Source organism: Pseudomonas sp. GM_Psu_1 (assembly GCF_026544185.1).
GTDB classification, from domain to species: domain Bacteria; phylum Pseudomonadota; class Gammaproteobacteria; order Pseudomonadales; family Pseudomonadaceae; genus Chryseomonas; species Chryseomonas oryzihabitans.
This window is the reverse complement of the sequence record NZ_JALNUX010000010.1, coordinates 82,176-102,912: the sequence shown is the minus strand read 5'-3', so window position 1 is coordinate 102,912 and position 20,737 is coordinate 82,176. Positions and strand designations below refer to the sequence as shown.

Annotated in this window: 19 protein-coding genes; 9 read left to right on the top strand and 10 right to left on the bottom strand. The window is 67.4% G+C overall.

The features are described from left to right. Positions 1-71 precede the first annotated feature (71 nt). The 3 genes from OXS31_RS17220 to OXS31_RS17210 all read left to right on the top strand — a co-directional run bounded on the left by OXS31_RS17220 (position 72) and on the right by OXS31_RS17210 (position 3,723). Positions 72-1,925, top strand: coding sequence for a methyl-accepting chemotaxis protein (locus OXS31_RS17220; RefSeq protein WP_077171619.1), 1,854 nt, complete (start codon positions 72-74; stop codon positions 1,923-1,925). 116 nt (positions 1,926-2,041) lie between these two features. Then, entirely contained in the window at positions 2,042-3,400 is a 1,359-nt protein-coding gene (locus OXS31_RS17215) for a nucleobase:cation symporter-2 family protein (protein ID WP_042137185.1), read from the top strand. A gap of 122 nt (positions 3,401-3,522) precedes the next feature. Beyond that, positions 3,523-3,723: a hypothetical protein gene (locus OXS31_RS17210; protein WP_007162082.1), complete on the top strand. Its 201-nt coding sequence runs from the start codon at positions 3,523-3,525 to the stop codon at positions 3,721-3,723. On the opposite strand, the gene OXS31_RS17205 is transcribed toward OXS31_RS17210, so the two are convergent. After that, entirely contained in the window at positions 3,720-4,214 is a 495-nt protein-coding gene (locus OXS31_RS17205; RefSeq protein ID WP_267400867.1) for a DUF523 domain-containing protein, read from the bottom strand. The genes OXS31_RS17210 and OXS31_RS17205 overlap by 4 nt on opposite strands. Before the next feature lie 31 nt (positions 4,215-4,245). Beyond that, a complete protein-coding gene (locus tag OXS31_RS17200) occupies positions 4,246-4,878 on the bottom strand; it encodes a 2OG-Fe(II) oxygenase (RefSeq protein ID WP_027600255.1) in 633 nt (210 codons plus the stop codon). A 179-nt stretch (positions 4,879-5,057) separates the two neighbouring features. Between OXS31_RS17200 and OXS31_RS17195 the strand changes: the two genes are divergently transcribed. After that, positions 5,058-5,795 carry a DUF2059 domain-containing protein gene (locus OXS31_RS17195; protein WP_144957080.1) on the top strand — a complete coding sequence of 246 codons (738 nt, stop codon included), beginning with the start codon at positions 5,058-5,060 and terminating at the stop codon, positions 5,793-5,795. 6 nt (positions 5,796-5,801) lie between these two features. Here OXS31_RS17195 and OXS31_RS17190 read toward each other — a convergent pair whose 3' ends face one another. Further along, entirely contained in the window at positions 5,802-6,740 is a 939-nt protein-coding gene (locus OXS31_RS17190) for an alpha/beta hydrolase (RefSeq protein WP_267400863.1), read from the bottom strand. Between the two features lie 182 nt (positions 6,741-6,922). Between OXS31_RS17190 and OXS31_RS17185 the strand changes: the two genes are divergently transcribed. The 4 genes from OXS31_RS17185 to OXS31_RS17170 are packed head-to-tail and all read left to right on the top strand — an operon-like array spanning position 6,923 to position 11,660. Continuing rightward, the gene (locus OXS31_RS17185) at positions 6,923-7,393 is read left to right on the top strand and encodes a MarR family transcriptional regulator (RefSeq protein WP_007162087.1); all 471 of its coding nucleotides are present in this window, start codon (positions 6,923-6,925) and stop codon (positions 7,391-7,393) included. A gap of 3 nt (positions 7,394-7,396) precedes the next feature. Further along, the gene (locus OXS31_RS17180) at positions 7,397-8,851 is read left to right on the top strand and encodes an efflux transporter outer membrane subunit (protein WP_007162088.1); all 1,455 of its coding nucleotides are present in this window, start codon (positions 7,397-7,399) and stop codon (positions 8,849-8,851) included. A 16-nt stretch (positions 8,852-8,867) separates the two neighbouring features. Next, a complete protein-coding gene (locus OXS31_RS17175) occupies positions 8,868-10,079 on the top strand; it encodes an efflux RND transporter periplasmic adaptor subunit (RefSeq protein ID WP_007162089.1) in 1,212 nt (403 codons plus the stop codon). 54 nt (positions 10,080-10,133) lie between these two features. Then, positions 10,134-11,660, top strand: coding sequence for a DHA2 family efflux MFS transporter permease subunit (locus OXS31_RS17170; protein ID WP_007162090.1), 1,527 nt, complete (start codon positions 10,134-10,136; stop codon positions 11,658-11,660). A gap of 169 nt (positions 11,661-11,829) precedes the next feature. Here the strand turns inward: OXS31_RS17170 and OXS31_RS17165 are convergent, their stop codons facing one another. Genes OXS31_RS17165 through OXS31_RS17155 form a run of 3 tightly spaced genes read right to left on the bottom strand, consistent with a single transcriptional unit; the run spans position 11,830 to position 13,864 of the window. Further along, on the bottom strand, positions 11,830-12,204 hold the full coding sequence (locus OXS31_RS17165; RefSeq protein WP_267400856.1) for a c-type cytochrome: 375 nt from the start codon (positions 12,202-12,204) through the stop codon (positions 11,830-11,832). Beyond that, on the bottom strand, positions 12,201-13,013 hold the full coding sequence (mutM, locus tag OXS31_RS17160; RefSeq protein WP_027600251.1) for a bifunctional DNA-formamidopyrimidine glycosylase/DNA-(apurinic or apyrimidinic site) lyase: 813 nt from the start codon (positions 13,011-13,013) through the stop codon (positions 12,201-12,203). Before mutM ends, OXS31_RS17165 begins: the two co-directional genes overlap by 4 nt. Before the next feature lie 26 nt (positions 13,014-13,039). Further along, positions 13,040-13,864, bottom strand: coding sequence for an HDOD domain-containing protein (locus OXS31_RS17155; protein ID WP_161796604.1), 825 nt, complete (start codon positions 13,862-13,864; stop codon positions 13,040-13,042). A 220-nt stretch (positions 13,865-14,084) separates the two neighbouring features. On the opposite strand from OXS31_RS17155, the gene OXS31_RS17150 reads away from it, so the two are divergent. Beyond that, on the top strand, positions 14,085-14,624 hold the full coding sequence (locus OXS31_RS17150; protein WP_027600250.1) for a type 1 glutamine amidotransferase domain-containing protein: 540 nt from the start codon (positions 14,085-14,087) through the stop codon (positions 14,622-14,624). A 331-nt stretch (positions 14,625-14,955) separates the two neighbouring features. Here OXS31_RS17150 and OXS31_RS17145 read toward each other — a convergent pair whose 3' ends face one another. From OXS31_RS17145 to parE, 4 genes are all read right to left on the bottom strand, one after another. Beyond that, a complete protein-coding gene (locus tag OXS31_RS17145; protein WP_007162095.1) occupies positions 14,956-15,546 on the bottom strand; it encodes an LON peptidase substrate-binding domain-containing protein in 591 nt (196 codons plus the stop codon). An 88-nt stretch (positions 15,547-15,634) separates the two neighbouring features. After that, positions 15,635-16,342: an ABC-type transport auxiliary lipoprotein family protein gene (locus tag OXS31_RS17140; RefSeq protein ID WP_027600802.1), complete on the bottom strand. Its 708-nt coding sequence runs from the start codon at positions 16,340-16,342 to the stop codon at positions 15,635-15,637. An 85-nt stretch (positions 16,343-16,427) separates the two neighbouring features. Then, complete coding sequence (gene parC / locus OXS31_RS17135; protein WP_058792250.1) at positions 16,428-18,680, bottom strand: DNA topoisomerase IV subunit A; 2,253 nt, start codon at positions 18,678-18,680, stop codon at positions 16,428-16,430. Between the two features lie 154 nt (positions 18,681-18,834). Beyond that, entirely contained in the window at positions 18,835-20,733 is a 1,899-nt protein-coding gene (gene parE, locus OXS31_RS17130; RefSeq protein WP_144957073.1) for a DNA topoisomerase IV subunit B, read from the bottom strand. Between the last annotated feature and the right edge of the window lie 4 nt (positions 20,734-20,737).

Here is a 20,737-nt window from a genome sequence, read left to right as displayed (position 1 = left end):
GATAAAGTCGGACAATTAATTGTCGGAGTCATCCCGCCGTGCCTGCCTTGTCGTTGAAACAGAAACTCTCGTTGTCTGCCACCGCGGCCGTCCTGGTCGTGGGGGTGGGTCTCACCGCCATCAACTTCTTCAATACCCGCACGGCGCTGGAAGCCTCTACGGTCGAGCAGCTGAAGACCGTCAGTTTCGTCTTCAACGGCGGGGTTCGCCAGTGGCTGGACGGCAAGGCCGCGGCGCTGGGCGCCCTGGCTGCCGACACCCCGGACGCCCAGCTCCCGGCCAGCCTCAATCAGGTCAAGAACTCCGGCGCCTTCGACAACGTCTTCTATGCCCGCGCCGATGGCAGCCAGGTCAATGCCAATGGCGTCCAGCTGCCTCCCGACAACAACGATCCGCGCCAGTGGCTCTGGTACCAGCAGGCGCAGCAGAATCCCGGCAAGGTGTTCTTTTCCATTCCCACCGTGGCGGCGGCGACCAAGCAGAACGTGCTGTCGCTGGGCTGGGCCCTGCAGTCGGCGGGCAAGACCACCGCGATCCTTGGCGCGGACGTCAGCATCAGCGACATCCTCGACCAGCTCAAGCGCGTGCAACTGCCGGGCGCCGGCAGTGCCGTGCTGGTCAACGGCCAGAACATCGTCCTGGGCCACGAAGACGCCGCCCTGCTGGCCAAGCCGATCACCGAGCTCTTTCCCCAGCTCGACGCGGACACCCTCCAACGCCTGGCCCAGGCACCCGGCGAGCGCTATGTGGAAACCCCGGCCGGCCAGCGGCTCTATGCCGCGCCCATGAATCACCATGGCGAAACCCTGGTGATGATCGTCGACAGTGGCGTGCTCATGGCGCCGCTGCAACGCCAGCTGTGGATCAGCCTCGCCATCCTGGCCGTGGTGCTGGGGGGCTCGCTGCTGCTCATCAACCTGCTGTGCAGCTATCTGCTCCGGCCGCTGGGCGTGGTCTCGACCGGTCTGCAGGTGATCGCCGACGGCCAGGGCGATCTGACCCGCCGTATCGCCGTGCAGAGCACCGATGAGGTCGGCGGATTGGCCGGCCATTTCAACCAGTTCGTGGCCAGTCTGCACGGCCTGATCGGCGGCGTGCGCCAGCATGCCCAGAGCGTGGACGCCGAATCGCAGAAGGTCCTGCAGCGCAGCGCCGCGGCCACCCGGGAACTGGGGCGCCTGCAGCAGGAGATCACCCTGGTGGCCACGGCGGTGACGGAGATGTCTTCCGCCACCCAGGAGATCGCCCGCAATGCCGAGCAGACCGCCGAGGCCATCCGCCAGTCTTCCGACAGCACCGCCCAGGGGCTGACCCTGGTGCAGACCAGCAAGGAATCCATCAACAGCCTGGCGCGGGAAGTGGATGACGCCACCCGGGTGATCGGCGAGCTGGACCACCACTCCCAGGCCATCGCCAAGGTGCTGGACAGCATCCAGAGCATCGCCGAGCAGACCAACCTGCTGGCGCTCAACGCGGCCATCGAGGCGGCCCGCGCCGGCGAGCATGGCCGGGGCTTCGCGGTGGTCGCCGACGAGGTGCGGACACTGTCGCAACGGACCCAGGCCTCGACCCGGGAGATCAACGAGACCATCGGCACCCTGCAGCAGATGACCCGCCAGGCGGTGCAGCGCATGGACAGCAGCATGGCCATCGCCGAGCGCAGCGTCGCCGACGTGGAACGCGCCTCCAGCGCCCTGGAAGAGATCGCCCAGAGTGCCGGCGTCATCTCCGAGATGTCCCTGCAGATCGCCACCGCGGCCGAAGAGCAGACCTCGGTCACCGAGGAGATCACCCGCAACGTCATCACCATCAAGGGCCTCGGCGACACCCTGGCCAGCGGCGCCGAGGACTCGGAGCGCCAGTCGCGCTCGCTGCAGCATCACGCCGCCGACCTCAATCGCGACGTGGCCCGCTTCATCCTCTAAACCATAAGGGACACAGCCGCCGGCCGCCAGGCCGCCGGCTGTGTCCCGGTCGAAGACCCTGCGCCGCGGGGCGGGCATCCGGTAAGATCGGCGCTTTTTCCGCGACGACTCCGCCCATGTCCCAGCCTTCCCGCTCCGAACTGCTCTATGGTCCCCAGGACCGACCGCGCCCGCTGATCGCCCTGCTGGCCGCCATCCAGCACCTGTTGGCCATCATCGTGCCCATCGTCACCCCCGGTCTGCTGATCTGTCAGGCCCTGGGCGTCTCGCCGCGCGACACCAACCTGATCGTCTCCATGTCGCTGGTGATCTCCGGCATCGCCACCTTCGTCCAGTGTCGTCGCTTCGGGCCCTTCGGCGCCGGGCTGCTGATCGTCCAGGGCACCAGCTTCAACTTCGTCGGCCCGCTGATCGCCGGTGGCGCCCTGATGGTCAAGAACGGCACCCCGGTGGAAGCCGTGATGGCGGCCATCTTCGGCGTGGTGATGGCCGGCTCCTTCGTCGAGATGGGGGTGTCGCGGGTGCTGCCCTTCGTCAAGCGCCTCATCACTCCGCTGGTGACCGGCATCGTGGTGCTGATGATCGGCCTGACGCTGATCAAGGTCGGCCTGATCAGCATGGGCGGCGGCTTCGCGGCCCTGGGCAACGGCACCTTTGCCAATGGCGAGAACCTGCTGCTGTCGGGCACCGTGCTGGCCACCATCGTGGTGCTCAATCGCATTCCGCTGCGCGCCCTGCGCAGCAGCGCCATCGTCGTCGCCCTGCTGCTGGGCTATGCCCTGGCGGCCTGGCTCGGCCGGCTGAACTTCACCGGCATGCACGAAGCCGCCTGGGTGCAGATCCCCCTGCCGCTGCACTTCGGCCTGGGCTTTTCCTGGTCGCTGTTCGTGCCCCTGCTGGTGATCTACCTGGTGACCTCGCTGGAGGCCATCGGCGACATCACCGCCACCAGCAAGGTCTCCCGCGAACCCGTGGAAGGCCCGCTGTGGATGCAGCGGATCAAGGGCGGGGTGCTGGTCAACGGCGCCAACTCGCTGCTGGCCGGGCTGTTCAACACCTTTCCCAGCTCGGTGTTCGCCCAGAACAACGGGGTGATCCAGCTGACCGGCATCGCCAGTCGCCATGTCGGCCTGTGGATCGCCGCCATCCTGGTCCTGCTGGGGCTGTTCCCGGCGGTGGCCGGGGTGATCCAGGCGGTGCCCGAGCCGGTACTCGGCGGCGCGGCCATGGTGATGTTCGGCGCGGTCGCCGCCTCGGGGATCAACATCCTCGCCGGCGTCGAGCTGGATCGACGCGCGCTGCTGATCATCGCCGTGTCCCTGGCCCTGGGCCTGGGCATCTCCCAGGTACCGGAATTTCTCGCCCATATGCCGGCCGGCCTGAGGGCGGTGCTGGAATCCGGCGTCGCCACCGGCGGCCTGTGCGCCCTGCTGATGAACTGGTTCCTGCCGGAGACGCCAAAAGCCGCTGGCTAGACCAGGCTTTTTCATCCGCGGGCTGAAGTTCCGCGCTGGGGTGCCGATAAGCCTGGCAAGTCACCTGTGGGCTTGCCGCGATCGTCGTTTCGAGCGTGGGCGACCCACCCAGCAGAGCGCCCATGATCAGCCCGGATGTTCCTGTCGTTAAGGTCCCGCTGCGCGAATATGCCGTCCTGGCGCGTGCCATGGGCGCCACCGTCTTTGCCCAGAATCTCGAAAAGCAGCCGGGCGAGCTGGTCGGCTGGCGCTTTCCCAAGGGCTGCTTCGTGCAGAAGGCGCATTTCCAGAGCCTGCTGGGCCGCCAGCCGGAGACCCTCTAGGCGTTGCCTTCCAGCGCCGCGAGCAGGTGCTGCGCCGCGACCAGTTCGGTCTCGTTGAAGACGGCGACGCCGGCGCGTTTCAGCGCCGCCGCCGTGACCCCCTCGCCCGCCACCCGGGTGCCGCTGAAGCTGCCATCGTAGTTTTCCAGATTGCCGCAGGACGGACTGCGCGCCTTGAGCACCGCCAGGCGGATGCCATGCCGCGCGATCAGTTCGAGGGCGGCCTCGGCACCGGCGACAAAGGCAGTGGTCACGTCTTCGCCGCCCACGGTCACCACCGCTACCCGGCCGTCCAGCACGGCGCCGCCCTGGCCACCGGGAATCTCCGCGGGCGGACGTGGCGTGGGCAGGCCCCCGGCCACCTCCGGACAGAGGGGCACGATGCGCCCTTCCGACTGCCAGACGCCCAGCAGATCGAAGGGGCCATGGGCGCCGCCGTCATAGCGCACCCGATGCCCCAGCAGGCAGCGACTCACCAGTATCTTTTCCATACGCCCTCCGCGTCCGTCGCCAATCTACCGCCTAGCCCTGCAGCGGATTGTCGCCACGGCGGCGGAACCAGCCGGTCAGCGACAGCCGCTCGCGGGTGGCCGGCAGCACCTCGTGGGGCAATTGGCCGGACAGGAAGCACACCAGGCTGCCGCCCAGCGGCAGGACATCCTGGTGGCGCTGCTCGTCCAGATAGAGCCGCAGCTCGCCGCCCTGCTCCGGCAACCAGGCGTCGTTGAGATAGAGCACCAGGGAGACCATGCGGCGGTCGTCGTCGCGGAAGCGATCCAGGTGGCGGGCATAGAAGGCCCCCGGCGGATAGAGGGCGAAGTGGCTTTCGTAGTCTTCCAGCCCCAGGAACAGGGTGCGGTTGAAGGCCTCGCGCAGGGTGTCCATGAGCTGCAGGTAGCGCTGCACGCCGGGATGCTCGTCGTCCGGCTCCAGCCAGGCGATGTGATCGCCGCGGACGCCCTCGCGGATCAGCGGGCTTTCGCCACGGCCGATACCGGCGCGCTCCAGCTCGCCGCGGGCATGGCGCAAGCGGCATTCGGCGGCCAGTTCGGCGGTGAGGTCCAGGGGCAGGAAGATGCTCTGCCGCGACCAGCCGTGCTCGGCGAGATCGTCGACGATACGTTGCAGCAGGGGATGCTCGGGATGCAGAGCCATCGGGAAAACCGTAGCGGACCGGGCCAGGCCGGCGGGATGCCGAGTGTAAGAGAAGTCGGCCACGGCTGCGCGCCTGCCTTGACCAGGCGACGAATGCCCGGGATGAGCGCCTCGACAGCCAGCCTGGGGTTGCCGACAATGGCGGACTTTCCGGCTCCGTGCCGCTGCCCGAGGTGTCCATGCGCGTTCTGTTCGCTTCCCTGCTTTTCGCCATCAGCCTGCCCGCTCTGGCCGACGACACGGTCAGCCTCTATCAGGCCGCAGGTTGGCCCGAGCAGCGCGGACACTTCCGCGACGCCCTGCAGGCCGCCCAGCAGCGCTACCAGAACAGCCTGCCGCCGGCGCTCTATCAGAGCCTGGTGGACAACAGCAACAAGCGCTACACCGCCGCGGCCATCGACCAGCGTGCCCTGGCCGCGCTGCGCCAGAGTCTGCCGGCCGACGGCCCGGCCCTGCAGTTCTTCCAGTCGCCAGTGGGCCGCAAGGTGGTCGCCGCGGAGATCGCCGCCACCCGCAGCGACCAGCTGGCCAAGAACGCCAATGGCGTGCCGCAGATGCAGGCCAGCCCGGCCCGCCGCGCCCAGGCCAAGCGCCTGGCCACCGCCCTGCCCGTACGCGAAGCCGGGGCCGAGGTCAGCGTGGCCCTGGCAGGCCTCGCCGCCGACAGCCTGAGTTCGATGCTGCCGGGTCTGATGGGTCAGCAGCAGTCGGGCGGCATGATCGAGCAGCAGCGTCAGAGATTCATCCAGCAGATGAATGCCGGCGACCTGGAGAACACCCTGCTCTATGTCTATCGCACCCTGAACGACAGCGAACTCGGCCAGTTCGCCGACTTCGCCAGTTCGGCCAATGGCAGCGCCTACTACCGCGCCGCCGTGGCGGCCCTGCGCGCCGGTCTGGGCGGCGGCGGCCAGTAGGACGGCTCAGGCGAGACGGTCGTCCAGCCAGCGGAAATAGCGCTGGCGCAGGGCTGCGGTCTCGTTGACCAGATGGTGCCGCGCTTCCGGCAGGCGCAGCACCTCGGGCCGCGCGAACTTGGCCTCCAGCACCCCCAGGTTGTGCCGCCAGTCGACGGTGAAATCCTGCTCGCCCTGGATCACCAGCGGGCGGCGGGAGCTGGCCGGTGCCCCCTCCAGTTGCGGAATCCAGCGCGCCAGGGCGCCGACCCATTGCGCGGGTAGCTCGCGTGGCTGCAGGCCGTCCTGCTGCAGGAATTCGAGAAAGGCCGGATCCCCGGAATTCACCGAGAAGCGCCGCGGCAGGGCGCGCACGAAGGGCTTCACCAGCCGATAGGTCCACAACCCCTGGCGCCAGGCATGGGGCCTGACCAGGGGCGCCAGCAGGATCGTCTCGCCCAGTTCGGGAGCGGGCTCACCGCGCAGCAGATAGTCCAGCAGGATGGCGCCGCCGGTGCTCTGGCCGAGCAGGTGCCAGGGCCGAGGCAGGTCCAGGCGCCGCGCCTCGGCGATGAGGGCCGTCAGGGTGGCCTGGTATTCGGCGAAGTCGTTGATGCTGGCGCGGGCCCCGCTCGACAGGCCATGCCCGGGCAGGTCGCAGGCCAGCACCGCCAGCTGCCGCGACAGCGCCCAGTCCACCACGTGGCCATAGAGGCCCATGTGATCGTAGTAGCCGTGCAGCAGCAGCAGGCTGCCCCGCGGCTCGCGCGGCCACCAACCCTGCACGGCGAGCCGGTAGGCACCGGCGGCCAGCGCGCCCAAGGCCACGGTCAGCTGCGGCCGCGCGTGGCTGTCCGCGAGGCGGTAATGGGCGCGATAGCCCTGGTGGTCGAGATCCGGCGGCAGGTCGTGGCGCAGGGGCACCAAGGCCTGGCGCAGTCGGTCTAGATCGAAGTGAGGGTTCATGGTTCGGTTCAGTCTGAAGTAGCCACCATGATCAGCGTCCGGACAGCCGTGGGACAAGCGTCTGCCAGCAGACTTTTCCAATTGTTTCAAAATGCGCAACTCTCCCCTGCGCAAAGGTGTCTGAATATTTCACTGCCTAGGCAGTATTCTGGATACGCTTGATTGCCTGGGCAGATACTGCAATGTCACATTTCGACCGTAGCAATTTTCCGCTGCGCAATTCCGTAGGCCATTTGATCCACCTCGCGAACCAGTACAAGGATCGCGTGCTGGACAGTCACCTCGCGCCCTACGACATCACCGCTGCCCAATTCAAGGTGCTGTTGCTGCTCGCCCGCGACCAGACCGACACCCCGGCCGAACTCAGCCGCTGCCTGTCCCTCGACAGCGGCGCCATGACCCGCATGCTCGACCGCCTGGAAGCGAAGGGCTTGCTGCGCCGCGTACGCAGCCTCAGCGACCGCCGCCAGGTACGCCTGGAACTGACCGAACAGGGTCAGGCCCTGAGCAGTGAACTCATGCAGATCGGCGTGGACGCGCTCAACGACCTGACCCACTGCCTGGATCGCCAGGAACTGGATGACCTCGAACGCCTGCTGCGCCGCCTGCTCAGCCCCTCCGGCCTGCTGCCGGAGACCTCTGGAGACCTCTGACCCATGACCTTTCGCCTGCCATTGACCGCCCTCTGCGCCGCCCTGCTGCTGGCCGGCTGCGTGTCGTCCGAAGGGCTGCACACCCAGGGGCGCGCCGTGGATCCGGCGACGCTCAAGGGCGAAGCCACCTTTGCCAGCGACCGCCTCTCCCCCGCCCAGTGGCCGAGCGCCGACTGGTGGACCCGGCTGGGCGATCCGCAACTCGACAACCTGATCCGCGAGGCCCTGCGTGACAGCCCCTCGCTGCAGGAAGCCGATGCGCGCAGTCGCCAGGCCGATGCCGCGGTGCTCGCCGCCGACGCCGATCGCTATCCGCAGATCGACGCCAATGGCGGTGTGACCCGTTCGCGCCTGGCGCGACCGGACGATCCTCTCGGTCAGGGCGACCGCTACAGCACCCTGCGCCAGTTCGATGTGAGCGGCAGCTACAGCTTCGACCTCTGGGGTGGCCAGCGCGCCGCCTGGGAAGCCGCCCTCGGTCGTGCCCGCGCCGGCGAGGTGGATCGCCAGGCCGCACGCCTGACCCTGGCAGCCAACGTCAGCCGTGCCTATAACCAGCTCGGTCTGGCCTACACCAGCCTGGACGTGGCCCAGCAGGACCTGGAGCGTACCCGCGGCATGCTCGACCTGGCCCAGCGCCGGGTCGACGCCGGTCTCGACAGCGACTACCAGCTGCAGCAGACCCAGAGTCTGGAAGCCAGCGCGGCAGCCTCCCATACCGCCGCCGAGCAGCAGGTGCGCAGCGCGCAGATCCGTCTCGCCGTGCTGCTGGGCAAGGGGCCCGACCGGGGCGCCGAGATCCCGCGACCCAAGCTGATCGCCCCCGCCGCGGTGAATCTGCCGGCCCAGCTGCCCGCCGAGCTGGCCGGGCGCCGTCCGGACCTGATCGCCGCCCGCTGGCGCGTGGAGGCCGCGAGCAAGGACATCACCGCAAGCAAGACCAACTTCTATCCCAATCTCAACCTGACGGTGGCGGCCGGCAGCAAGGCCATCCTCGGCGATGCCCTGTTCGGCGCACCGGCGCGCTTCTTCAACGTCGGTCCGGCACTGTCGCTGCCGATCTTCGACGGCGGTCGCCGCCGCGCCGATCTGGCCAGCCGGGACGCCGACTACGACCTGGCCGTGGCCCAGTACAACCAGACCCTGGTGCAGGCGCTGGGCGACATCGCCGACGCCATCACCCGCCAGCGCTCGCTGGACCAGCAGATCGTCGAGCAGCAACGGGCCCGCGACATCGCCAAGAGCTCCTTCGACATCGCCATGCAGCGCTATGGCGCCGGCATCGGCAACTACCTCGACGCCCTGACCGTCGAGCAGCAACTGCTGCAGGCCGAGCGCCAGCTGGCCAGCCTCCGGGCCGATCGCATCGACAGCGGCGTGCTGCTGATGCAGGCCCTGGGTGGCGGCTTCCAACCGTCCAACCTGCCGCCGGCACCCGCCGCCGCGGCCACACACTGATACCGAGAGCCCGACCATGGCCGATTCCGCCGCAACCCCCAACGACAATGCCCAGGAGCAGAAGCCGCAGCGCTCCGGCAAACGCAAACTCTTCCTGCTGCTCCTGCTGCTGGTGGTGATCCTGGCCGGCGTGGGCGTCTACTGCTACCACCTGTTCTATGGCCGCTTCCATGCCAGCACCGACGACGCCTACGTCAACGGCAACCTGGTGCAGATCACGCCCCAGGTCACCGGCACCGTGACCCGCATCGCCGTGGACGATGGCGACTTCGTCCGCCAGGGCCAGCCGCTGGTGGAGTTCGATCCCAGCGACACCGCCGTGGCCCAGCAGAGCGCCGAGGCCAACCTGGCCAAGACCGTACGCCAGGTGCGCGGCCTGTTCAGCAACGTCGACAGCTACAAGGCCCAGGTTGCCGCGCGGCGCGTCGAGGTCGAGCGCGCCCGTGCCGACTACGCCCGCCGCCAGCAACTGGCCAAGGGCGGCGCCATCTCCAAGGAAGAACTGGCCCATGCCCGGGACACCCTGGTGGCGGCGCAGAGCTCCCTGACCTCCGCCCAGCAGCAGCTGGATACCAACCAGGCGCTGGTGGACGACACCGAGATCGCCTCGCACCCGGACGTCAAGGCCGCCGCCGCCCAGCTGCGCCAGGCCTACCTGAACCACGCCCGCAGCACCCTGGTGGCGCCGGTCAGCGGCTATGTCGCCAAGCGTTCGGTGCAGGTCGGCAGCCGCGTGCAGCCCGGCGCGGCGCTGATGGCCGTGGTGCCCCTGGACCAGATCTGGATCGACGCCAACTTCAAGGAAACCCAGCTGGCCGAGATGCGCATCGGCCAACCGGTGGAAATCCATTCCGACCTCTATGGCGACGACGTGCGCTATCGCGGCGTGGTGGAAAGCCTGGGCGTGGGTACCGGCAGCGCCTTCTCGCTGCTGCCGGCGCAGAACGCCACCGGCAACTGGATCAAGATCGTCCAGCGCCTGCCCGTGCGGATCCGCCTGGAAGGCGACAACCTGGACAAGCACCCGCTGCGCATCGGCCTGTCGACCGTGGTCGACGTCGACCTGCACGACCAGGACGGCGCCCGCCTGCCCACCACCACGCCGCAGCAGCCGCGCTACAGCACCGACGTCTACGACCATCAGCTGGCCGAGGCCGATCAGCTGATCCAGCAGATCGTCCACAACAACGGTCCAGCGGCGCGTGCCGCGGGCGTCGCCAAGCGCTGACAGCCAAGGAGGCTCCCTGGCGAGCCTCCCCGTCCACCCTTCTGGTAATCCGTCATGAGCGATAACGCCTTTCGCCCGGCGAGCCTGGTGCTCGCCACGGTGGGCCTGTCCCTGGCCACCTTCATGCAGGTGCTCGACACCACCATCGCCAACGTCGCCCTGACCACCATTTCCGGCAACCTCGGGGTGAGTTCGGAACAGGGCACCTGGGTCATCACCGCCTTTGCCGTGAGCAACGCCATCGCCCTGCCGCTGACCGGCTGGATGGCGCGCCGCTTCGGCGAGGTCAAGCTGTTCATGGCCGCCGTGGTGCTCTTCGTCATCACCTCCTTTCTCTGCGGCATCGCCACCTCCATGCCGGAGCTGGTGATCTTCCGCGCCATGCAGGGCTTCGTCGCCGGCCCGCTCTATCCCATGGCCCAGACCCTGCTGCTGGCGATCTTTCCGGCGGCCAAGCGCGGCATGGCCCTGGCGCTATTGGCCATGGTGACGGTGGTGGCGCCCATCATCGGCCCCATCGCCGGCGGCTGGATCACTGACAACTACAGCTGGCCGTGGATCTTCTTCATCAACATCCCCATCGGCATCTTCGCCACCCTGGTGGTCTGGAGCCAGCTGGGCAAGAAGCCGGAAAAGCTGGTGCACCAGCCCATCGACTATGTCGGGCTGATCCTTTTGGTGCTGGGCGTGGGCGTGCTGCAGGTGGTGCTGGACAAGGGCAACGACCTGGACTGGTTCGAATCCAACCTGATCTGCCTGGGCGCCGCCTTTTCCGCCGTGGCCCTGACCGCCCTGGTGATCTGGGAACTGACCGACAAGCACCCCATCGTCAATCTGCGGCTGTTCCGCTATCGCAACTTCAGCTGCGGCACCCTGGCGCTGGTACTGGGCTATTCGGGCTTCTTCGGCATCAACCTGCTGCTGCCCCAGTGGCTGCAGACCCAGCTCGGCTACACCCCGGTATGGGCGGGCCTCGCCGCGGCGCCCATCGGCATCCTGCCGGTGATCCTCTCGCCGCTGGTAGGCAAGTTCGCGCACAAGACCGATCTGCGGCTGCTGGCCGGCGGCTCCTTCCTGGTGATCGGCGCCTCCTGCTTCATGCGTGCTACCTTCAACAACGAGGTGGACTATCGCCACATCGCCGAGGTGCAGACCTTCATGGGCCTGGGCGTGGCGCTGTTCTTCATGCCCACCACCAGCATCCTGCTGTCCAGCCTCAAGCCCTCGGAACTGGCGGACGGCGGCGGTCTGGCGACCTTCCTGCGGGTCCTGGGCGGCAGCTTCGCCTCCTCCCTGACCACCTGGCTGTGGCAGCGGCGCGCCATCCACCACCATGCCCAGTTGACCGAGGACGTGACCGCCTACAGCCCGGCCACCCAGCACTACCTGGACGCCCTCGGCGGACCGTCGCAGCAGGCCTATGCCCAGCTGGACAAGGTGGTGGAAGGCCAGGCGTACATGCTCTCCACGGTGGACTACTTCACCCTGCTCGGCTGGATCTTCATGGGGCTGTTCCTGATCATCTGGCTGGCCAAGCCGCCCTTTGCGGCCAAGCCGGGCGCCGGAGGCGGCGACCACTAAGAACCTGTTCACGATCTGCTGCGCGTCGGCTAAACGGCGTTGAAAACGGCTTCGGAATGCTCATTTACCACTCGTAAACTCGAGCGCGAGCCCGGTCCGCTTCCTCAGCCGTTTTCGTGGGGCCGCCCAGGCCTTGTTTATCTCTAGCTCGCGAGATCGTGAACAGGTTTTAAGGAATGCTGTGCTGGGTCTGCAGGTAGTCGGCGATGTCGCCCAGATCCTCGGCATCGCCGATGCCCCAGAATCTCATCTTGGTCCCCGGCACCTTCTGTTCGGGATCGCGCAGAAAGGCCGCCAGGGCCTCGCGATCCCAGGCGAAGCCGGCATTGCGCATGGCGTCGGAGTAGTTGTAGCCAGCCAGGCTCCCGGCCTGACGACCAAAGAGGTCATTGAGCTGGGGGCCAAAGCCGGACTGGGCGCCCGGCCCCACCGAATGGCAGTTGTGGCAGCGGCGCAGGAAGAGGTTGCGGCCGTTGTCGGCATCCGCCCAGGCCGCCTCCCCGCCCAGCAGCGTCAGCAGGACCACCGCAACCAGGGTCTTCATCGCTGGCACTTGCGGCAATAGACGCTGGCGCGCTGGCCGAGGCGGATCTCCTGCAATCCCGTCCCGCAGACCTTGCAGAATTCGCCCTTGCGGCCGTAGACGAACAATTCCTGCTTGAAATAGCCCGGCGCCCCGTCTCCGCCGATGAAATCGCGCAGGGTGGTGCCGCCACTCTCGATGGAGCGCGCCAGCACCTTCTTGATCTCTTCGGCGAGGCGGTCGTAGCGCGCCCGGGAAACGCTGCCGGCGGCGCGGCGGGGATCGATACCGGCGGCGAACAGTGCCTCGGCGGCGTAGATGTTGCCCACCCCCACCACCACGGCGTTGTCCATGATGAAGGGCTTGACCGCCATGCTGCGTCCGCGCGACAGCTCGTACAGCCGACCGCCGTCGAAGGCCTCGGTCAGGGGCTCGGGGCCCAGCTTGCTGAGCAGCACATGGGCATGGGGATCCTGGGTCCAGAGCAGCGCGCCGAAACGCCGGGGATCGGTGTAGCGCAGCGACAACCCGGATTCCAGCTCGATGTCGACGTGCTCGTGCTTGGCCGGCGGCTGGTCGGCCGGCACCAGGCGCAGGCTGCCGGACATGCCCAGGTGGCCGATCAGGGTGCCGCTCTCGGCGCGGATCAGCAGGTACTTGGCCCGCCGCTCGACGGCCTCGATGCGCTGCCCGGAAAGGCGTACGTCCAGGTCCTCGGGCACCGGCCAGCGCAGCCGGCCATCGCGGACGATGACCCGGCGCACGCGCTGACCGACGACATGAGGCGCGATGCCCCGGCGGGTGGTTTCGACTTCAGGTAATTCGGGCATGAGGATCCAGGAGGCTTGCGGGTGCCTTAGTAATTGATCCGACCGCTGCCCATTTCAAGGATGGTCTCCTTGAGCGACTCGAAGTCGTACTCGGACAGGCCGACGTGATCCAGCACCCGCGGGGCGATGGCCTGCCACTCGTGATCCTCGTCCTGGCCACCGAGGGCGCGATAGCAGCCGCAGATGTGTTCGGCCATCTTCAGCAGGGCCAGCAGATTCTTGATCTGGATGTCGGTGGTCGACTCCTCGTCAAAGACCGACTGGGCGTTGTGGTGGTTGGCGATGGCCTGGCCGACGTGCTCCGGCAGGCGCCAGGAGCGCGAGATGAAATAGCCCACCACGGCGTGGTTGGTGCTGAAGATGCGATTCTCCACGTCCACCACCCGTACCTGCTCGTTGACGCTGGCATAGGCCTCTTCCAGCACCGCCATGTAGTTGGGGAAGCGCTTGAGCATCAGCGGGATGCCGCAGTTGTGGAACAGACCCAGGGCGTAGGCCTCGTCCGGGGTCGGATAGCCGGTCTTCTTGGCCAGGCTCAGGCAGGTCTCCGCCACGTCCTGGGCGGTGTCCCAGAAGCGGTTGAGGATGACGATGGTCTCGTCGGTGAGCTCGCCCTTGATCGACTGGGCGTTGATCAGGTTGATGACCGACTGGCTGCCCAGCAGATTGACCGCCCGCTGGATCGAGGTGATGCGATTGCTGAGGCCGAAATACGGCGAGTTCACCAGCTTGAGCAGGGCACCCGAGAGCCCCGGGTCCTGGCCGATCAGGCGCGAGATGACCTTGAGATCGGGGCTGGGCATGAGCTGTTCGAGTTGCAGATCCACCATGATCTGCGGCTGCGGGGGAATGCTGATGCCTTGCAGGGCCTGACGGATCTGCTCCTCGGTCAGCTGAGGGGACGCTTGGGACATGGGGACTACTCTGCGATGGATGTCGCAAATTTACTCCGCACCGCCCGGCGATGCCATCGGGCGCGACGAAGGAACTTCGGGGAGGCAAAGCGGGACGGACTAGAGAGCGCTGGCAAAAGGCTAGCCCGACCGAATGTCCATAGAGGTATGCGCAACCATGGCTACATCCCTGAACGGCAAGAAAATCGCCATCCTGGTCACCGACGGCTTCGAGCAGGCCGAACTCACCGGCCCCAAGCAGGCGCTGGAGCAGGCCGGCGCCCAGACCCACATCATCTCCGCCGAGAGCGGCGAAGTGCGCGGCTGGGACGGCACCGAGCCGGCCGACAGCTTTCCGGTGGACCTCACCTTCGCCGCGGCCAATGCCGGTGACTATGACGCCGTGCTGCTGCCCGGCGGCGTGGTCAACGCCGACACCATCCGCATCGACGAACAGGCCCAGCAGCTGACCAAGCAGATCGCCGACGCCGGCAAGCCGGTCGCCGTCATCTGCCACGGTGCCTGGCTGCTGATCTCCGCCGGCCTGGTGCAGGGCAAGACCATGACCAGTTGGCCGTCGCTGACCGACGACCTCAAGAATGCCGGCGCCACCTGGCAGGACCAGGAGGTCATCGTCGATGGCCAACTGGTGAGCAGCCGCAAGCCGGACGACATCCCGGCCTTCAATCGCGAGTTCATCAAGCTGCTGGCAGGCTGAGCCATCGAGACTGGCACTTTGATCTCATAAGACTGAACTTATGGCAAAGTGCCAGGGTCTTATCCAGTGCCCCCAAAGCACTTTTAGCCCGCCCTGCCCGGCGGGCTTTCTTTTGCCCGGCGTTTGGCCCGGAGCCTGTTCAGAATCTTGCGAGCTAGAGCCAAACAAGGCCTAGGCGGCCCCGCAAAAACGCCTGAGGAAGCGGATCGGACCCGCGCCCGGGTTTACATAGGGTAAATGAGCATTGCGACGGGGCCGCCCAGGCGGGGCTGGCGATCCAGGGTGTTCTCAACGCGGTTTGGCCGACACGCAGCAGATTATGAACAGGCTCTTAGGCCTGGAAATCACCCTGCAAATCCACCAGATGGCGCTCGATGTCGGCCAGGCGCTGACCCTGGTCGCTCAGGCCCAGCCATTCGAGCTTGAGGTGCGCCTCGAACGGCAGCAGATAGGCCAGCTGGCAACCCAGGGCCTGGCGGTCGGCGACTTCGCCCCCCATGTCCAGGCTGGCGACCATGGGGTGCTGGGCCAGGGCCACCAGCAGCGCCATCAGATCGGCGTCGCCATCGCGCAGCGGCTGGGGCTCGGTCTCCGGAAGCCACTCCACCTCCCCCACCACCAGATGGTCGGGTTGCTCTTCCTGGCTCAGCAGGCGAAAGCGCCGTCCGCCTTCGATGCGGATACCCAGCAGGCCATTGCTCTGCTGCTGCCAGTCGCGGATCAGCGCCTCGCAGCCGTAGGCGCCCAGGCGATTCGGCGCGGCACCGGTCTCGCGGCCTTCGAGGATGGTCACCACGCCAAAGCTGCTGCCCTGCTTGAGGCAGCGGCCGAGCATGTCCAGGTAGCGGGCTTCGAACAGCTGCAGGTCGAGGCGGCAGCCGGGAAACAGGGTGGTGTTGAGCGGAAACAGGGGCAGCGTCATGAAACCTCCAGGGCTTGAGGGTCCTGCTGGATAGAGCGTCGCGCGCCGCCGAAGGCTCCCGCGCGGCGACGCGCGGGAGCCTTGCGGATCAGAAGCGATAGACCTCGGCGCCGGTGCGGATGGGCACCACGGCCGGCAGCGTCGGCCGGGCCTGGGCCTCTTCCACGAGTTTCTTCGGCTCCTTGCGCGCCACCTCGCTGTCACGCCGGCCGCGCTGGGCAACCTTGGTGAGATCGGTGGCCAGCCGCGCCGACAGCTGTTGCAGCAATTCGCTCTGGGCGCGCACCTGGGCCGCGCGATCACCTGCATGACGAGCCTGCAGGTGGACCACCTCGGTGTCCAGCAGACGACCCTGGCCGTCGCGCAGTTGCCAGCTGGCGTCGAGGGCGGCAGGCGCCTGGTCACCCGCATCGAGGCGGGTCACCACCAGTTCCACCCGGTACTGCGGATCGAAGCCGGCGGGTTGTTCACCCACCACCACCCGACCGCTGTTGAGGCGACCGGCGAGCTGGCGCTGCAGCAACTGGCGCACGTTGGCGTCGAGCGGCCCGGCCCAGTGATCGCGGGTGGTCTTGAGACTGCCGTCAGGCTGGCGTTCCAGCAGCACGTCGCGCTGCAGGTAGTCGGCCAGCTGCAGGTTTTCGATCCACACGGCAAGACCACGCTCGCTGCTCGCGGGCGTACGCGCATTGCCGCCATCGAGCTGATAGTAGTGGCTGGGGCCGAGGCTGGCACAGCCACCCAGGCCGGCCAGCAGGCCAACGAGCGCCAGCCTGGCGAGACACATCCGTTTCATCGAGGCTCTCTCTCGACGGGCGCCACGGCCCGGCGAGTCCTGGTCGAAAAAATCCGGGCTATGCTAGCGGCTGACCGCGGGCGGCTCAAGTTTCCACCTGCAGCGAGTCCACCCGCTGGAAGCCCCGCGGCAACTTGTTGCCGCGCCGACCGCGCTCGGCCCGGTAGTGCTCCAGGTCGCTGCCCTTGAGGGTATAGGGCCGCTTGCCGGCCTGCAGCGTGAGGGAGGCGCCGGCCGGCACCACGGCCAGATCGACCACGTATTCCTCGCGCTTGGCGACCCGCTCGCCAGGGATGGAAATCAGCTTGTTGCCCTTGCCCTTGGCCAGTTGCGGCAGTTCGCTGATGGCGAACACCAGCAACCGTCCCTCGTTGGTGACCACCGCGATAGAGGTGTCCTCCAGGGACGCCACCGGCTTGGGCGGCAGCACCTTGGCACCGTTGGGCAGGCTGATCAGCGCCTTGCCGGCCTTGTTCTTGGCCTGCAGGTCCTCACCCTTGACCACGAAGCCGTAGCCGGCGTCCGAGGCCATGACATAGAGACCACTGTCGTCCGGCAGCAGCAGGCATTCGAAGCTGGCGCCCGGCGGCGGCGTCAGGCGGCCGGTCAGGGGCTCGCCCTGGCCACGCGCCGACGGCAGCGAATGGGCGGCCACCGAATAGCTGCGCCCGGTGGAATCGATGAACACGGCGAACTGGTTGGAGCGACCCAGGGCCGCCGCCTTGAAGCCGTCGCCGGCCTTGTAGGACAGCCCGGTCGGATCGACGTCGTGGCCCTTGGCCTGGCGCACCCAGCCCTTCTCGGACAGCACAACGGTCACCGGCTCGGTGGGCATGAGCTCGGTTTCGGACAGGGCCTTGGCTTCGGCACGCTCGACGATGGGCGAGCGACGCGCGTCGCCATAGGTCTCGGCGTCCTTGATCAGTTCGTCGCGGACCAGGTTGCGCAGCTTCTTGTCGCTGCCCAGCAGGGTCTGCAGGCGCTTCTGCTCCTTGAGCAGCTCGGCCTGTTCGCCACGGATCTTCATCTCTTCCAGCCGCGCCAGCTGGCGCAGCCGGGTTTCCAGGATGTAGTCGGCCTGTTCCTCGGAGAGCTCGAAGCGGGCCATCAGCGCCTGCTTGGGATGCTCCTCGGTACGGATGATGTGGATCACCTCGTCCAGGTTGAGGAAGGCGACCAGCAGGCCATCCAGCAGGTGCAGGCGGCGATTGACCTTGTCCAGGCGGAACTGCAGGCGACGGCGCACGGTGCCGATGCGATAGATCAGCCACTCCTGGAGGATCTGCCGGAGGTCCTTGACCTGGGGCTTGCCGTCCAGACCGATGACGTTGAGGTTGACCCGGTAGCTGGACTCCAGATCGGTGGTGGCGAACAGGTGCTGCATCAGCTCGTCGGCATCGATGCGATTGGAGCGCGGCACGATGACGATGCGGGTCGGATTCTCGTGGTCCGACTCGTCGCGCAGGTCGGCCACCATGGGCAGCTTCTTGGCCTGCATCTGGGCGGCGATCTGCTCCAGCACCTTGGAACCGGAGACCTGGTGCGGCAGCGCGGTGATGACCACGTCGCCGTCCTCGCGGCGGTAGACGGCGCGCATGCGCACCGAGCCGCGACCGGTCTCGTAGATCTTGCGCAGGTCGGCCCGCGGCGTGACGATCTCGGCCTCGGTGGGGAAGTCCGGACCGGGCACGTGTTCGAGCAGCTCGGGAATCCCGGCGATGGGGTCGTCCAGCAGGCGCACGCAGGCGGCGGCCACCTCGCGCAGGTTGTGCGGCGGGATGTCGGTGGCCATGCCCACGGCGATGCCGGTGGTGCCGTTGAGCAGCAGATTGGGCAGGCGTGCCGGCAGCACCGCCGGCTCGTTCAGGGTGCCGTCGAAGTTGGGTACCCAGTCCACGGTGCCCTGCCCCAGTTCGCTGAGCAGCACCTCGGAATAGCGCGACAGCCGCGCCTCGGTATAGCGCATGGCGGCAAAGGACTTGGGATCGTCCGGCGCGCCCCAGTTGCCCTGGCCATCCACCAGCGGATAGCGATAGGAAAACGGCTGGGCCATGAGCACCATGGCTTCGTAGCAGGCCGAGTCGCCGTGGGGGTGGTATTTACCGAGGACGTCGCCCACGGTACGGGCGGACTTCTTGTGCTTGGCGTCGGCGTCCAGGCCCAGTTCGCTCATGGCATAGACGATGCGGCGCTGGACCGGCTTGAGGCCGTCGCCGATGTGCGGCAGGGCGCGGTCCATGATGACGTACATGGAGTAGTTCAGGTACGCCTGCTCGGTGAAGTCGGCCAGCGAACGGCGTTCGACGCCATCCAGGCTCAGGTCGAGGGGTGCACTCATGGGAATCCTTTGGTGTTACGTCTTTGATCGGGGTGTCGTGTCCATCGCGGCCGTGGCGGTCCGCCGAAGCGGCCGCTCCTACAGGGGCGATGGAGACCGTAGGAGCGGTCGCTGCGGCTAACCGCCATGGCCGCGATAAGCACAGCCAACATATTTAGATCAGCACTTCGGCGCGGTCGCCCTTGGATTCCAGCCAGCTCTTGCGATCGCCGGATCGCTTCTTGGCCAGCAGCATGTCCATCATCTCGAGGGTGCCGGCCACGTCTTCGAGGGTCAGCTGTACCAGGCGGCGGGTGTTGGGATCCATGGTGGTCTCGCGCAACTGCAGCGGATTCATCTCGCCAAGGCCCTTGAAGCGGGTGACCTGGGGCTTGCCGCGCTTCTTCTCCGCGGCCAGGCGATCGAGGATGCCGTCGCGCTCGGCTTCGTCGAGGGCGTAGTGCACCTCCTTGCCGAGGTCGATGCGGTACAGCGGCGGCATGGCCACATAGACGTGGCCGGCATCCACCAGGGGCCGGAAGTGCTGCACGAACAGGGCGCACAGCAGGGTGGCGATGTGCAGGCCGTCGGAGTCGGCATCGGCGAGGATGCAGATCTTGCCGTATCTCAGGCCGCTCAGGTCGGCGCTGCCCGGATCGATGCCGATGGCCACGGCGATGTCGTGCACCTCCTGGCTGCCCAGCACCTCGCTGCCGTCCACTTCCCAGGTGTTCAGGATCTTGCCGCGCAGCGGCATGATGGCCTGGAATTCCTTGCTGCGCGCCTGCTTGGCGCTGCCGCCGGCGGAGTCGCCCTCCACCAGGAACAGCTCGGAGCGCATGGGGTCCTGGCCGGCGCAATCGGCCAGCTTGCCGGGCAGCGCCGGGCCCTGGGTGATCTTCTTGCGCTCGACCTTCTTGCCCGCCTTGAGGCGGCGGCCGGCGTTGTTGATGGCCAGCTCGGCGATCTGCTGACCCAGTTCCGGATGGGCATTGAGCCAGAGGCTGAAGGCATCCTTGACCACCCCGGCGACAAAGGCCGCGGCCTCGCGAGAGGACAGGCGCTCCTTGGTCTGGCCGGAGAATTGCGGCTCCTGCATCTTCATCGAGAGGACGAAGGCGATGCGCTCCCAGACGTCTTCCGGGGCCAGCTTGAGGCCGCGCGGCAAGAGGTTGCGGAACTCGCAGAATTCCCGGATGGCGTCCAGCAGGCCCTGGCGCAGGCCGTTCACATGGGTGCCGCCCTGGGCGGTGGGAATCAGGTTGACGTAGCTTTCCTGCACCGACTCGCCGCCCTCGGGCAGCCAGAACAGCGCCCAGTCCACCGCTTCCCGGGCCGAAGCCAGGCTGCCGTGGAAGGGCGCCTCGGGCAGCCGCAGGGCGTCGCCCACGGTGTCGATCAGATAGGATCTCAGCCCGTCTTCGTAATGCCATTCGCTGCGCTCGCCGCTCGCTTCGTCGAAGAAGCTCACCGCCAGGCCCGGGCAGAGCACCGCCTTGGCCTTGAGCACGTGCTTGAGGCGGCTGACGGAGAACTTGGGCGAATCGAAGTACTTGGGGTCCGGCCAGAAGTGCACGCTGGTGCCGGTATTGCGCTTGCCGACGCTGCCGACCACGGCCAGTTCGCTGGCCTTGAAGCCGTCGGCGAAGGCCATGGCGTATTCGTTGCCCTCGCGCTTGACGCGCACCTCGACGCGGGTCGACAGGGCGTTCACCACCGAGATGCCCACGCCGTGCAGGCCGCCGGAGAACTGGTAGTTCTTGTTGGAGAACTTGCCGCCGGCGTGCAGCTTGGTCAGGATCAGCTCGACGCCGGAGACGCCCTCTTCCGGATGGATGTCCACCGGCATGCCGCGACCGTCGTCGATCACCTCGAGGGAGTTGTCGGCGTGCAGGATCACCTGCACCTGGCGCGCATGACCGGCCAGGGCCTCGTCCACGCTGTTGTCGATGACTTCTTGGGCCAGGTGGTTGGGCCGGGAGGTGTCGGTGTACATGCCAGGGCGCTTGCGCACCGGATCGAGTCCGGAGAGGACTTCGATGGCGTCGGCGTTATAGGCGTTCTGCGTGGCCATGGGG

Excerpts from the sequence above, each read along its gene's own strand:
- OXS31_RS17215 (WP_042137185.1), top strand. The coding sequence starts at position 2,042 with ATGTCCCAGCCTTCCCGCTCCGAACTGCTCTATGGTCCCCAGGACCGA.
- OXS31_RS17210 (WP_007162082.1), top strand. The coding sequence starts at position 3,523 with ATGATCAGCCCGGATGTTCCTGTCGTTAAGGTCCCGCTGCGCGAATAT.
- OXS31_RS17205 (WP_267400867.1), bottom strand. The coding sequence starts at position 4,214 with ATGGAAAAGATACTGGTGAGTCGCTGCCTGCTGGGGCATCGGGTGCGC.
- OXS31_RS17200 (WP_027600255.1), bottom strand. The coding sequence starts at position 4,878 with ATGGCTCTGCATCCCGAGCATCCCCTGCTGCAACGTATCGTCGACGAT.
- OXS31_RS17195 (WP_144957080.1), top strand. The coding sequence starts at position 5,058 with ATGCGCGTTCTGTTCGCTTCCCTGCTTTTCGCCATCAGCCTGCCCGCT.
- OXS31_RS17190 (WP_267400863.1), bottom strand. The coding sequence starts at position 6,740 with ATGAACCCTCACTTCGATCTAGACCGACTGCGCCAGGCCTTGGTGCCC.
- OXS31_RS17185 (WP_007162087.1), top strand. The coding sequence starts at position 6,923 with ATGTCACATTTCGACCGTAGCAATTTTCCGCTGCGCAATTCCGTAGGC.
- OXS31_RS17180 (WP_007162088.1), top strand. The coding sequence starts at position 7,397 with ATGACCTTTCGCCTGCCATTGACCGCCCTCTGCGCCGCCCTGCTGCTG.
- OXS31_RS17175 (WP_007162089.1), top strand. The coding sequence starts at position 8,868 with ATGGCCGATTCCGCCGCAACCCCCAACGACAATGCCCAGGAGCAGAAG.
- OXS31_RS17170 (WP_007162090.1), top strand. The coding sequence starts at position 10,134 with ATGAGCGATAACGCCTTTCGCCCGGCGAGCCTGGTGCTCGCCACGGTG.
- OXS31_RS17165 (WP_267400856.1), bottom strand. The coding sequence starts at position 12,204 with ATGAAGACCCTGGTTGCGGTGGTCCTGCTGACGCTGCTGGGCGGGGAG.
- mutM (WP_027600251.1), bottom strand. The coding sequence starts at position 13,013 with ATGCCCGAATTACCTGAAGTCGAAACCACCCGCCGGGGCATCGCGCCT.
- OXS31_RS17150 (WP_027600250.1), top strand. The coding sequence starts at position 14,085 with ATGGCTACATCCCTGAACGGCAAGAAAATCGCCATCCTGGTCACCGAC.
- OXS31_RS17145 (WP_007162095.1), bottom strand. The coding sequence starts at position 15,546 with ATGACGCTGCCCCTGTTTCCGCTCAACACCACCCTGTTTCCCGGCTGC.
- OXS31_RS17140 (WP_027600802.1), bottom strand. The coding sequence starts at position 16,342 with ATGAAACGGATGTGTCTCGCCAGGCTGGCGCTCGTTGGCCTGCTGGCC.
- parC (WP_058792250.1), bottom strand. The coding sequence starts at position 18,680 with ATGAGTGCACCCCTCGACCTGAGCCTGGATGGCGTCGAACGCCGTTCG.
- parE (WP_144957073.1), bottom strand. The coding sequence starts at position 20,733 with ATGGCCACGCAGAACGCCTATAACGCCGACGCCATCGAAGTCCTCTCC.